This window comes from Nocardioides sp. T5 (genome assembly GCF_048161455.1).
Lineage (GTDB): Bacteria > Actinomycetota > Actinomycetes > Propionibacteriales > Nocardioidaceae > Nocardioides.
On record NZ_CP182415.1, the window covers coordinates 4,219,974 to 4,232,283 of the forward strand.

At 72.3% G+C, this 12,310-nt stretch carries 13 protein-coding genes and 1 tRNA gene; 8 read left to right on the forward strand and 6 right to left on the reverse strand.

The features are described from left to right. Positions 1 to 2: 2 nt before the first annotated feature. The 3 genes from ACNKF0_RS20650 to dcd all read right to left on the reverse strand — a co-directional run bounded on the left by ACNKF0_RS20650 (position 3) and on the right by dcd (position 2,772). Complete coding sequence (locus ACNKF0_RS20650; RefSeq protein WP_416954664.1) at positions 3 to 1,037, reverse strand: FecCD family ABC transporter permease; 1,035 nt, start codon at positions 1,035 to 1,037, stop codon at positions 3 to 5. Then, a complete protein-coding gene (locus tag ACNKF0_RS20655) occupies positions 1,037 to 2,083 on the reverse strand; it encodes an ABC transporter substrate-binding protein (RefSeq protein WP_416954665.1) in 1,047 nt (348 codons plus the stop codon). Before ACNKF0_RS20655 ends, ACNKF0_RS20650 begins: the two co-directional genes overlap by 1 nt. Positions 2,084 to 2,196: 113 nt before the next feature. Continuing rightward, a complete protein-coding gene (gene dcd, locus ACNKF0_RS20660; protein ID WP_299931380.1) occupies positions 2,197 to 2,772 on the reverse strand; it encodes a dCTP deaminase in 576 nt (191 codons plus the stop codon). An 80-nt stretch (positions 2,773 to 2,852) separates the two neighbouring features. On the opposite strand from dcd, the gene ACNKF0_RS20665 reads away from it, so the two are divergent. The 6 genes from ACNKF0_RS20665 to ACNKF0_RS20690 all read left to right on the forward strand — a co-directional run bounded on the left by ACNKF0_RS20665 (position 2,853) and on the right by ACNKF0_RS20690 (position 7,872). Beyond that, positions 2,853 to 3,626, forward strand: a complete 774-nt coding sequence (locus ACNKF0_RS20665) for an SGNH/GDSL hydrolase family protein (protein WP_416954666.1) — start codon at positions 2,853 to 2,855, stop codon at positions 3,624 to 3,626. A gap of 29 nt (positions 3,627 to 3,655) precedes the next feature. Next, a tRNA-Gly gene (locus tag ACNKF0_RS20670) sits at positions 3,656 to 3,731 on the forward strand. A gap of 498 nt (positions 3,732 to 4,229) precedes the next feature. Further along, entirely contained in the window at positions 4,230 to 5,465 is a 1,236-nt protein-coding gene (locus tag ACNKF0_RS20675) for a C39 family peptidase (protein ID WP_416954667.1), read from the forward strand. A gap of 1 nt (position 5,466) precedes the next feature. Then, positions 5,467 to 6,558 carry a hypothetical protein gene (locus tag ACNKF0_RS20680; RefSeq protein WP_416954668.1) on the forward strand — a complete coding sequence of 364 codons (1,092 nt, stop codon included), beginning with the start codon at positions 5,467 to 5,469 and terminating at the stop codon, positions 6,556 to 6,558. Position 6,559: 1 nt separating this feature from the next. After that, the gene (locus ACNKF0_RS20685; protein WP_416954669.1) at positions 6,560 to 7,192 is read left to right on the forward strand and encodes a DUF2461 domain-containing protein; all 633 of its coding nucleotides are present in this window, start codon (positions 6,560 to 6,562) and stop codon (positions 7,190 to 7,192) included. A 5-nt stretch (positions 7,193 to 7,197) separates the two neighbouring features. Further along, a complete protein-coding gene (locus ACNKF0_RS20690) occupies positions 7,198 to 7,872 on the forward strand; it encodes an HAD family hydrolase (protein WP_416954670.1) in 675 nt (224 codons plus the stop codon). Between the two features lie 16 nt (positions 7,873 to 7,888). On the opposite strand, the gene ACNKF0_RS20695 is transcribed toward ACNKF0_RS20690, so the two are convergent. Next, a complete protein-coding gene (locus ACNKF0_RS20695; RefSeq protein WP_416954671.1) occupies positions 7,889 to 9,250 on the reverse strand; it encodes an SLC13 family permease in 1,362 nt (453 codons plus the stop codon). A 112-nt stretch (positions 9,251 to 9,362) separates the two neighbouring features. Between ACNKF0_RS20695 and ACNKF0_RS20700 the strand changes: the two genes are divergently transcribed. Next, positions 9,363 to 9,983, forward strand: a complete 621-nt coding sequence (locus ACNKF0_RS20700) for a FadR/GntR family transcriptional regulator (protein ID WP_416954672.1) — start codon at positions 9,363 to 9,365, stop codon at positions 9,981 to 9,983. Positions 9,984 to 10,147: 164 nt separating this feature from the next. Further along, the gene (locus ACNKF0_RS20705; RefSeq protein ID WP_416954673.1) at positions 10,148 to 10,684 is read left to right on the forward strand and encodes a hypothetical protein; all 537 of its coding nucleotides are present in this window, start codon (positions 10,148 to 10,150) and stop codon (positions 10,682 to 10,684) included. A 9-nt stretch (positions 10,685 to 10,693) separates the two neighbouring features. On the opposite strand, the gene ACNKF0_RS20710 is transcribed toward ACNKF0_RS20705, so the two are convergent. Both ACNKF0_RS20710 and ACNKF0_RS20715 read right to left on the reverse strand, forming a co-directional pair. Continuing rightward, entirely contained in the window at positions 10,694 to 11,152 is a 459-nt protein-coding gene (locus ACNKF0_RS20710) for an RrF2 family transcriptional regulator (RefSeq protein ID WP_416954674.1), read from the reverse strand. A 115-nt stretch (positions 11,153 to 11,267) separates the two neighbouring features. Next, the gene (locus ACNKF0_RS20715) at positions 11,268 to 12,170 is read right to left on the reverse strand and encodes a sulfite exporter TauE/SafE family protein (protein WP_416954675.1); all 903 of its coding nucleotides are present in this window, start codon (positions 12,168 to 12,170) and stop codon (positions 11,268 to 11,270) included. Between the last annotated feature and the right edge of the window lie 140 nt (positions 12,171 to 12,310).

Consider the following 12,310-nt stretch of genomic DNA (forward strand, 5'->3'; position numbering starts at 1 on the left):
GGTCACAACGCCCTCCCGGTGCGGCGGATCAGGGCGAGGAAGACGGGGACGCCGACGGCGGCGGCCATGATGCCGACCTGCACCTCCGACGGCGGAAGCACGACGCGGCCGACGGTGTCGGCGACGACGACGAGCACGGCGCCGCCGAGCATCGAGAAGGGCAGCAGGCGGCGGTGGTCGGGGCCGACGAGGGCGCGTACGACGTGAGGCACGACGAGGCCGACGAAGGCGATCGGCCCGGCCAGCGCGGTCGCGGTGCCGGCGAGCAGGACGATCGCGACAGCGATCACCAGCCGGTCGCGGGTGGTGTGGCGACCGAGCCCGCGGGCCAGGTCGTCGCCGAGGGCGAGGGTGTTGAGCAGGCGTGCGCCGGCGAGGGCCAGCAGCGCGCCGAGGACCAGGAACGGCAGACCGGCGAGGAGCACGTCGGTGCCCCGCCCGGCGACGGTGCCGACCTGCCAGAAGCGGAAGCTCTCCATCGTCTTGCGGTCGGCGAGGAGCAGGCCGGTGGTCCAGCTGGCGAGGCCGGCGCTGAGGGCCGCGCCGGTGATGGCGAGCTTCATCGGCGTCGCGCCGTCGCGGCCCAGCGACGCGATGCCGTGGACGGCCGCCGCGGCGACGGCCGCGCCGACGAAAGCGAGCGGCAGGAAGGCTCCCATCCCGCTCAGCCCGAAGGCCGTCATGCCGACGACCATCGCGAAGGTGGCTCCGGCGTTGACGCCGAGGATGCCGGGGTCGGCCAGCGGGTTGCGGGTCAGTCCCTGCATGAGCGCCCCGGCGAGCCCGAGGGCCGCACCGACGGCGAGGCCGAGGACGGTGCGGTCCAGTCGAGCCTCGACCACCGGGTGCAGCGGGTGGGCGGCGTCCCAGACCGCCTCGAGCGGCAGGGCGCGGGCCCCGACCAGCAGCGACAGGGCGCCGGCACCGGCCAGCGCCACGACCGAGATCGCGACGCTGACCGGCAGGGCGGGACGACGCCTCTGGCCTCCCCCCGGAGCCCTGGAGACGTCGTCCCGCGTCGGGACGAGGGCAGTCATCAGCCCTCGAGCGCCTCGACCACGTGAGGCAGGAAGTCGCTCACGATGACCGGGATGGAGAGGGGCGTGGGGTTGGTGGACGCCATCGCGTTCTGCTTGTCGGTCTCGGCGTACCAGTGGCCGTCGGCGATCGCGGGGATCTGGCCGAGCAGCTTGTCGCCCTCGATGGTCTCGACGTTGTCGGGCGAGTCGACCCAGGTGACGAAGACGTCGGAGTCGAGGTCGGCCGCCTGCTCGGCCGACACCGTGCCGTAGAACTCGCCCGGCTTGATCGCCTCGGCGACGGCGGGCGCGTCGACCATGCCGAAGTCGCGCAGGATCGCCACGCGCGGGTCCTCGGGGGCGTACATGCCGATGGTGGAGAGGTCGGTGGCGGCGAGGTAGCCGTAGATCAGCTCGGCACCCTCGAGCTCGGGGTTGGCCTCGGCGGCCTCGGCGATGGTGGCCTCGGTGTCGGCCGCGACCTCCTCGGCGAGCGCCGTACGACCCAGCGCCTGGCCGACCATCTCGAGCGAGGTCTGCCAGTCGGTGGTCCACGGCGCCTCGGGGTAGGCGACGACCGGGGCGATCTTGGAGAGCTTGGCGTACTCCGCGTCGGTGATGCCGGAGTTGGTGGCCAGGATCAGGTCGGGCGCGAGCTCGGCGACCTCGTCGATCGGCGCACCGTCGGCATCGTCGTAGCGGACGGGCGCCTCGGCACCGGCCTCCTCGACGGCCGCGTCGAACCAGTCGGTCGAGCCGCCCTCGTTGCCGCCCCACGTGATCTTGGTGGCACCGACGGGGACGACGCCCAGCGCGAGCGCATGGTCGTGGTCGGTCCAGCCGAGGGTCGCCACCCGGGTCGGCTCGGACTCGATCGTGGTCTCGCCGAGCGCGTGCTCGATGGTGACCGGGAACGCGTCGGGGTCCACGGACGTGGTCGAGGTCGGCTCCGCCGCGGCCTCGGTCCCGCTGGTGGACCCGGTGCTGCAGCCAGCGAGGGCGGCGACCAGGACGGTGGCCGCGGCGACCTTGATCGGGGTGGGCACGGCGAGGCTTCGCTTCATCAGGACTCCGGGTGGCTTGGTAAGGCGACACTAACTAAGGGGAGCCTAACCACACCCCTCCCGATTAACGCAACGAGGGTATGCCGTAATCCGCGATGTGGACCGCGCGAGCCTCAGATGGGGGTGCGGTGGAACCCCTGGAACGACCGGCTCGGGGTGGGCCCGCGCTGGCCCTGGTAGCGCGAGCCGTACTTCTCCGAGCCGTAGGGGTGCTCGCTCGGCGAGGAGAGCCGGAAGAAGCAGAACTGGCCGATCTTCATCCCGGGGTAGAGCTTGATCGGCAGCGTCGCGACGTTGGCCAGCTCGAGCGTGACGTGGCCGGAGAAGCCGGGGTCGACGAAGCCCGCCGTCGCGTGGGTGAGCAGGCCGAGCCGGCCCAGCGACGACTTCCCCTCCACCCGTGCGGCGATGTCGTCGGGCAGGGACACGACCTCGTACGTCGAGCCGAGGACGAACTCACCCGGGTGCAGGATGAACGGCTCCTCGCCCTCCGGCTCGACCTCGCGGGTGAGCTCGGACTGGTCTGCGGCCGGGTCGATGTGCGGGTAGCGGTGGTTCTCGAAGACGCGGAAGAACCGGTCGAGGCGTACGTCCACGCTGGAGGGCTGCATCATCGCCGGGTCCCACGGATCGAGCGCGATCCGGCCGGCGTCGATCTCAGCGGTGATGTCGCGATCGGAGAGCAGCACGCGGCCGACCCTAGCGCTCGCGCCCGCTGGTCGAGGAGGGACGAAGTCCCGTCACGAGACCCACTTGCGACAATGATCCGGTGACCTTCCACCGCTACGTCGCCCTGGGCGACTCCTTCACCGAGGGCGTCGGCGACCCCGACCCCACGCGCCCCAACGGGCTGCGCGGCTGGGCCGACCGCGTCGCCGAGGTGCTCGCCCAGCAGACCGACGACTTCGGCTACGCCAACCTCGCCATCCGCGGCCGCAAGCTCGCCGCCATCGTCGCCGAGCAGGTCGACGCCGCCGTCGCGCTCGAGCCCGACCTGGTCACCATCCACGGCGGCGGCAACGACGTCCTGCGCCCCCGCGTCGACATCGACGCCCTCGCCCGCACGTACGACGACGCGATCGCGCGCCTGCGGGCCACCGGGGCCCACGTGGTCATGTTCACCATCTTCGACCCGGGCGCCGGTGGCATCTACGGGCCGATGCGCGGCCGGATGGCGATCTTCAACGAGTGGGTCCGCGAGATCGCCGACCGGCACGGGGCCACCGTGGTCGACATGTGGCGGATGCGCGACATCGAGATCGCCGGCGTCATGGACACCGACCGGATGCACCTCAACAGCTCCGGCCACACCCACATGGCCCACGCCGTCCTCGAGGCGATCGGTGTCGAGCACGGCATGGACCCCGTGACCGTCGGCCCGCTCCCCGTCCTCGGCCGTCGCGAGACCTGGGCCGCGAACGCCCAGTGGACCCGCGAGTTCCTCGTGCCGTGGGTCCACCGTCGGCTCACCGGGCGCTCCTCCGGCGACACCGTCTCGCCGAAGCATCCCGCCCTGTCCGACGTACGGCCCACGGTCAGGTAGCATCTGGCCCGCCGTCTGCGGTCGGCACTGCGGATGTAGCTCAGCTGGTAGAGCGCGACCTTCCCAAGGTCGATGTCGCGAGTTCGAATCTCGTCATCCGCTCCACATTTCTTCCCAGCGCGCCGAGCGCAACGCTCTGCCCACCGTCGATGTCGCGAGTTCGAATCTCGTCATCCGCTCCACATTTCTTCCCAGCGCGCCGAGCGCAACGCTCTGCCCACCGTCGATGTCGCGAGTTCGAATCTCGTCATCCGCTCCACATTTTCTTCCCAGCGCGCCGAGCGCGACGCTCTGCCCACCGTCGATGTCGCGAGTTCGAATCTCGTCATCCGCTCCAACTCTTCCCCCTGCCCGACACCGCGGCCGCCCGAGCGGTGGTCCACCCACGTTCGTGGCGCTCGGAATGTCGCTCCACCACCGCCCGACGAGGCGACCTCGGCGTGTCGTCGTACGAGCGGTGAGCCACGCAGGTTCTGGCGCCCGGAAAACCTGCATCACACACCGCTCACATCCCCTCATTGGGGCAGGAGTGAGACTTGCGACTTCTGGGGCCAGAGAGGACAGTGAGGCGTCCGTCGTTTCTCGGTTCGAAGGTCTTCCCCCATGCCTGCACTTCCCCGCCCGACCCTGCGCAGGGTCGCCCACCGCATCGCCGACGAGGACGCCTCGCGCCCGCTCTGGCGCCACCCGGCGACCATCGCCGCCGCAGCTCTCGCGCTCACGCTGGGCGCCGTCCCGCTGCTGCCGGACGGCGGCCACGACGACGACCGCGGCGAGATCGCACCGTCCGCCGAGACGACCGGAGCGCCCCGTTCCGCCGGCCGGGGTGGGCTGACGCCCGCGATGCGCGCCGAGATCGACCGCGTGCTCGCCGCGGGATCCGACCTCGACCGCGCCGAGGGGCGTACGGCGCTCGCGCGGGCGTCGGTGCGCTGCGCCACCTTCGAGGGCCAGCGCTACTGCCTCGGCTTCGGCTGGACCAACCAGTCGGAGGAGGCGCTCGCCGCGCGGCTCGAGACCCGGCCGACGGCACGCAGCACCGAGCGCACCGGCGACCTGGACGCCGACGGGCTGCTGGCCCGCGCCCAGGGACGTACGTCGACCGCCCGCACCGAGGCCGAGCGCGCCGAGCTGACCATGGCGGCCCGGTCGGTCGGCAAGGTCTGGATGCTGCGCCACGAGATCCAGGGCGTGCCGCTGCCCGACGGGTTCGCCGAGCGCCACCCCGAGGTCACCTCGGGCGTCGACGCGCGCGGCGGCTTCGGGGAGTCCTACCCGGAGCGGTCCAAGATCCTCAGCAGCAAGGTGGCCCAGGCCCAGAACACCACCTACTGGTGCGGCCCGGCGACGATGCAGGCCATCGGCTGGGGCTCGCAGGGCAAGCGGAAGAACCAGTCCTACTGGGCCCGCCGGCTCGGCACCACCAGCGCCGGCACCGCGATCACCGACATGGTCCGCGTGGTGAACAACAAGACCGACTACGACGAGGACACCCACGCCGGCCCCTACGTCGTGCTCGACATCAGCGACTTCACCTTCAAGCAGTGGTACCGGCTGATGATGCGCCACGTGCACGACTACCAGGCGCCCGTCGTGCTCCACCCCAACCTGCACAAGCAGTACTACCCCTACCTCGACGACGACGCGAGCGGTCACTTCCAGGTCGGCCGCGGCTACGACCAGAACCCCGGCGGCAACCCGCAGCTCGGCTGGTTCGAGCCCTGGGACCAGTCGAGGTTCGACCCCAGCGAGCCAGCGATCGGCCGCGTGCAGTGGCGCAACGCCTACCGGTCCTTCCGCGCCAACCTCGACCACTTCCAGCACAACGTCGGGGTCTGACGTGCGAGGACGTACGACGATCGCGCTGGCGCTGCTGGTCGCGCTGACCGGCTGCGGCGGGACCGACGAGCCCACACCCGGCCCCGCCCCGACGTCGAGCGAGTCCGCGGATCCGGCCGCGCCGACCGGTGGCCCCGTCGACGACCCGGTCGTCGTGGAGCCGGAGACCGCGCTGCTCGACTGGCAGGACACCGGCGTGCTGCCCGACACGCGCTACGTCAAGGGACCGGAGTGGGAGGCCCTCGGCGACGCGGGCGACACGCGGGTCGAGCTCGCGCGCGACGGCGACGCCGTCACGGTCACGGCGGGCCGCGGGCGGACGGTCTCCGAGGTCCTGATGGGCGAGGACTGGGCCGTGGTGGTCAAGCAGGACAAGGCGGAGACCGCGCCGAGCGAGGTCGCGGTCGTCGACCTCGCGACCGGCGACACCGGCACGGTCGCCACGCCGCCGGCGGCGAGCGGTGGCTCCTGGGCCCTCACCGGTGGCGACCTCTACTACCCGACGTACGGCGACGGCGGGGCGTACTGCCTGGCCACCGCCGCCCTGGCCGACAGCAACGGCGAGGACGGCTGGTGCGCCCCGGAGCGCAGCGGCTTCTCCGGCCTCACCGCCAGCGAGCACGGCATCGGGATCATGACCTTCGACGACGCCCGCCCCGTGGCCTGCCGCACCGCCAACCTCCTCGACGGCGGCGGCGTGCCCCAGCCCGTCGAGGGACCGGAGGACTGCACCGCCTGGGACGTCGCCGCGACCGCGGACGGGGTCGTGTGGTCCGAGGTGCCGAAGCCACGACGCCAGGAGGAGGCCCGCTTCCACGCGGCGGCCGACGGCGGCTACTTCGACCTCGGCCCCGGCACGACCGGCACCGCGGTCCCCTGCGGCGACTCGGTCTTCTTCGCGAGCGACCCGCAGGGCCCCGAGGAGCCGGCCCGGTTGATGCGCTGGACCCCGGACCGCGCGCTGCAGGTCGCCTACGAGTCGCCGTCGACGGGCAACGCGTTCCTCGGCGAGCCGGTCTGCGGCGGCGGCGTGCTCACCGTCACGTCGTACGGCGAGCAGGGTGACGAGCACGTCTGGGCTAACGTCGGCTGACGTGAGCTTCACCGGATTCCCCGTCGCCGCGCTCGACTTCTACGACGACCTGGAGATGGACAACACCAAGTCGTTCTGGGAGTCCCACAAGCACGTCTGGAAGGAGTCCGTCGAGGCGCCGGTGAAGGCGCTGATGGCGGCGCTGGAGCCGGAGTTCGGACCGGCCAAGGTGTTCCGGCCCTATCGCGACGTGCGCTTCGCGAAGGACAAGACGCCCTACAAGACGCATCAGGGCGCGTTCGTCGCGGCCGGTCCGCGGACGGGGTGGTACTTCGAGATCTCGCCCCGCGGCACCCGGGTCGGCGCCGGCTTCTACGACGCCGACGGCCCCACCCTCGCGGCGATCCGCGAGGCGATGGCCGACGAGAAGACGGGCAAGGCGCTCGACCGGCTCCTGCGGAAGCTGGAGAAGGACGGCTTCGAGGTCGGCGGCGAGCAGCTGAAGACCTCACCCCGCGGCTACGACGCCGACCACCCGCGCATCCACCTGCTGCGGCGCAAGCAGCTCTTCGTCGGCCGGTCCTACGGCTTCGATGCGGACGCGATCGACGCCGGTCTGGTCGACCGGGTGCGCGAGGACTGGCGGTCGCTGCGGCCGCTCGTCAGCTGGCTGCGCGCGGTCCCGGTCGGCTGACACCCATGATCGTCACCTTCGACCTCTTCAGCGCCCTGACCGACACCCGCACCGGCGCCTCGCGAACCTTCGCCGCGATCGCGGCCGAGCGCGGTTGGGACCTCTCCGGCGAGACGGTCTACGACACCTGGGACGGCCACAACAAGGCGCTCCAGCGCGAAGCGCGCCCGCCGACCAGCTTCCGCGAGGTCTCGCGCACGGCCCTCGAGGCGGCGTACGCCGACCTGGGGCTCGACGCCGCGCTCGCGCCGAGCGACCTCGCCCGGCTGCACGAGACGATCCCCGACTGGCCGCTGTGGCCCGACGTCGCGGCCGGGGTGGCCGCGGTGGCCGGCCTGGACCGGGTCACCGGGGTCGGGCTGCTCTCCAACGTCGACGACGACCTCGCCCGACTGACCCGCGCGCACGCGCTGGTCGACCCCGACCTCGTGCTCAGCTCCCAGCGGCTCGGCGCCTTCAAGCCCAGTGCGGAGATCTACACGCGAGCCGTCGACGCCGTCGCGCCAGCGCGCCTGGTCCACGTGGCCGCCTCGGCGAGGGACGTACGAGGTGCGCTCGAGGCCGGCATCACCGCCGTCCGGCTCGCGCGGCCCGGGCACGTCGTCGACCCGACCGGTCCGCGGCCCCCGCACGAGGTGCGGGACGCCGCGGAGCTGGCTGCCGTGGTCGCCGGGCTCTGAGCCGGTCGCGTCGGGCTCAGACGGTCGGCACGACCAGGACCGCCCACGCCACGACCGGTGCGATGACCACGATCGACATCCCCCACTGCATCAGGCGCTTGAAGACCAGCTCGCGCTGGTCGGGCTCGGCGTTGGCCACGACGAGCGCGCCGTTGGTGGAGAACGGGCTGCAGTCGACGACCGAGCTGGAGATGGCGAGGGCGGCGATGAGACCGACCGCGCTGACCTGGTCGGTGAGCAGGAAGGGCACGGCGAGCGGGATGAGCGCGCCGATGATCCCGGTGGTCGAGGCGAAGGCGGACACCACGGCGCCGATCAGGCAGATCAGCACGGCCGCGACGAGCGGCGCGCCGACGCCGGCCACCCCGTCGCCCAGCCAGTCGACGACGCCCTGGTTCTGCAGCAGCGTGACGTAGGTGACGATGCCGCCGATCAGGAGCACGGTGCCCCAGCTGATCTTCTCGACCGCGCCCTTCGCGGAGGCAGGGAACGCGAGGGTGAGCGCGACGGCGATGGTCAGGGCGGTAAAGCCGACGTCGAGGTCGAAGCCGAGCGCCCCGACCATCAGCGCGACCAGGCCGAACAGCGTGACGCCGCGCTGCAGGTTGAGCACGCTCGGGTCGTCGGCAGCCGCGCCTGCGGAGCCGGCCGAGCGCCTCGCCTCGACGGCCGGGTGCGGGGCGCCTGTGCTGCCGCCGGCACGGGTGGCGGCGTAGGACGCGTGCTCGGCCTCCGCCCCCATGGCGGCGACGGAGACGTCCTCGCGACCGCGGGCGATCAACGCCCGGCCGCCGAAGGCCAGGTAGGTCACGGCGGCGATCACGGTGGCGGCCAGGAAGGTGGAGAAGAACAGGAAGGTCTGGCTCCCCGGCAGGTCGTTGCTCTCGACGACGCCGTTGGTGATCGAGCCGAAGATGCCGATCGGCGAGAAGCTCCCGGCGGTCGCGCCCTGCACGACCATCATGCCCATCATCACCGGGTGGATCTGGTAGCGGACCGCGAAGCCCATCGCGACCGGAGCGACGATCGCGACGGCCGCCGGGCTGACGGCTCCGATCGCCGTGACGATCGCGCAGACCACGAACATGGCCCACGGCACGAGGGCCACGCGCCCGCCGACGGCGCGCACCGACGCATGCACGATCCAGTCGACGGTGCCGTTGTTCTTGGCGAGGGCGAACAGGTAGGTCACCCCGACGAGGATCACGAACAGCCCGCTCGGGAAGCCGGCGAGGACGTCGTCGGTGGTGGCGTCGTAGACCGCCAGGCCCACGATGAACGACGCCACCAGGGCGAGCGCGCCCATGTTGACGCCGCGCACGGTGGCGACGAGGAAGACGATCGCGAGGACCGCCAGGGAGATCAGTTCGTGTGACACGAGGTCCACCTTGCTGGGTTGGGACGAGGCGCCCGAGGGGCCGGTGTGACGCGCATCATGCCAGTGGCTAGGCCACCTGACAACCAGACCACTTCCTCAGTAGAGTGGCCCCATGGCCGAGCCGCCCCGCAGGAACCTGCCGCCGCTGCGCCGCGAGCGGCTCTACGAGAGCCTGGCCGCGCACATCTCCGACTTCATCGAGGCCCAGGGCCTGGTGGGAGGCGACCGGTTGCCGCCCGAGCGACAGCTGGCCGCCGAGCTGGGGGTCAGCCGCGCCACCCTGTCGCGGGCCCTCGCCTCGCTCGAGACGCGCGGGCGCATCGAGGTGCGCCACGGCGTCGGCGCCCTCGTCCGCGATGTCGACCACGGCGTCGACTCGCGCCTGCAGGCGCGGGTCGACACCCGCCCCCTCGCCGAGGTGGCCGGCGCTCGCGAGTCGATGCTCGCCGGGCTCGCGCGTGCCGCATCCGTGCACCCGAATGCCTCGCTCCGGCTCGCCATGCTCGCCGACGACGGCCGCCCGCGCACCTTCGAGCACACCTGGCGGTGCGTACGCCGCCTCGCCGACTCGCCGCTGCTCGTCGACCTCGACGACCTCCTGGCCGACAAGGCCCCCGCCCCGCCCGACTCCCCCGCGCTCCGCCGCTCGCTCGACGAGCTCTCCGACGCGATCATCCGGGGTGATGCGAGTGCCGCAGCCGTGGCCTGCCTGGGGATGCTCGCCACCGCCTGAGCAGGGAGCGCCAGTGGCCTGACCTCCAGGACTCCGTGTCCCGAGCGCAGCACCTCCCGACCCGGCGCTGCCTGCGCGTCCCGTCCGGCGCCCGACCTGCGGAGTTCGACCTCGCGCGGCGCCGTGTTCACGCGGCGTTCGGCCGCGCGGACGAGGCTCGCGCCATGGCGAAGAGACTGTTCATCCTGCACCTCGGCCCCCTCCCGGTGGACACGGGCTCGATGACCGAGGCCCTGGCGGTCGGCGGCGTGCAGGTCCCCGACGCGGGCGCCGACGTACTCGCGCACGCCGAGGTCGAGATCCTGCGCTCGCACAAGGCGGCCGGCCTCCGACGCAAGGAGGTCGAGGGCTCCTGGGCACGGGTGTGCCGGCGGGCCCGCAAGACCGGGACGGACTGCTTCGTGAGCGTGCCGGGGTGGTTCGAGGCCACGCCCGAGCAGGCAGCTCTGGCGCTCGACGGCTTCGCCGCGGACTTCCGGGTCGTGCTCGTGGCGACCAGCGGCTTCGGCGAGCCGCCGCGGAGCTGGATGTCGCTGGTGAACGAGGACCGCTCACACGTCCTGCCCGCCCACCTCAGCGATGAGCAGCTCGCCGCGCAGGTGGCGCGGATCGCCCTCATGGAGGAGGAGGCCCGCCTCGACCGCCGCCTCGCCAAGGTGGCGCGACGACGCAGGCTGCTCGACCGCAGGCCGGCCGCCTGAAGCAGTCCGTCAGTGCGGCTGCCAGGCGTCGTCGTCCTCGGTGAGGGCTGCGACCTCCGGCGGGAGCGTGCCGTCGGCGAGCTGTTGGATGGTGACCTGCTCGAAGACGTTGCGCAGCGAGTGCCGGGCTGCGATCCACACGTGCTGCAGCACCTGCGCGCTGTCGTCGTACTCGACCGCCTCGGGACGCAGGCCGTAGACCGAGACGAGCGGGCCGTCGACGGCGCGGATCACGTCGGCGACGGTCACCGACTCGGGCTTGCGCGCGAAGCGCCAGCCACCGGACTGGCCGCGCTGCGACACCACGATGTCAGCGCGCCGCAGGTCGGCCAGGATGGCCTGGAGGAAGCCGTGCGGGATGGACTGCGCCTTGCCGAGCTGCTCGGCGCTGACCGCGGTCCCGTCAGCGCGCACCGCGATCTCGATCAGGGCCCGGAGGGCGTAGTCGGCCTTGGCGGAGACGCGCATATGGCCAGTTTGTCAGATATGTCGGCCGAGACACTGTTCTTGGTCGCCCCGGCCACCGGCACGCGCGTACGCCGCTCCCGCGGGGCAGGAACGGCGTACGTCGTCGAGCTGTGCGTCAGGCCGTCGCGGTCTCGAGCTCCGGCTCGTCGACCCGGGCGGCGCGGGACAGGCGCTCCTGCTTGACGGCCCACACGATGGCCGAGATCCACAGCACGAAGATGGTCGCGGCGGTGACGGCGACGCCGACACCGGGGACGCCGACCGCCTCGAGCAGCGTCTTGGAGTTGGTCAGGATGATCAGGCCGCCGGCGGCGGTGCCGAGCACACGTGCGGCGAGGTGCTTGACCAGCCAGGCGGCGATCGGCGCCGCGATCACGCCGCCGGCGAGCAGCGCGCCGGCGTAGCCCCAGTTGATCCCGGCAGACCCGAGGCCGACGAGGAAGCCGAGCGAGGCGCCGACGGCCACGACGAACTCCGAGGTGTCGATGGAGCCGACGACCTTGCGCGGCTCGAGCCGGCCGCTGGAGAGCAGCGACGTGGTGCCGACCGGGCCCCAGCCGCCGCCACCGACGGCGTCGAGCGTGCCGGCGACGAGGCCCATCGGTGCGAGGAAGGCCACGGACGGGCGCCCCTTGAAGGTCGGGCGAGCACCGCCGAGGCGCAGGAAGCGGTAGACGACGTAGAAGCCGAGGCTCAGCAGGATGATCGCCACGACCGGCTTGGCGACCGCGGCGTCCATGTTCGAGAGCAGGGTGGCGCCGAGGAACGCTCCGACGAAGCCCGGCACCGCCAGGATCGAGACGGTGCGCCAGTCGACGTTGCCGAACTTGTGGTGCGAGGCGCCGGACACGAGCGAGGTGCCGAGCTCGGAGAAGTGGACCGCGGCCGACGCGGCGGCGGGCGCGACACCGGCTGCCAGCAGCAGGGTCGAGGAGGTCACGCCATAGGCCATGCCCAGGGAACCGTCGATGAGCTGGGCGATGAGGCCCACGACACCGAGAACGAGGAGCTTGCGCATGTTGCGGGGGTCCTTCCGGGACTGGTCGCCACGCCGATAGTCGTGCGACTGGGGTAAGTCAGGTGAAAGAGTAGACATAGATGAGGCGATAGACAAAGCCGACTATCTGGCCGGCGTGTCGATCCCCCCACCCGGACCGG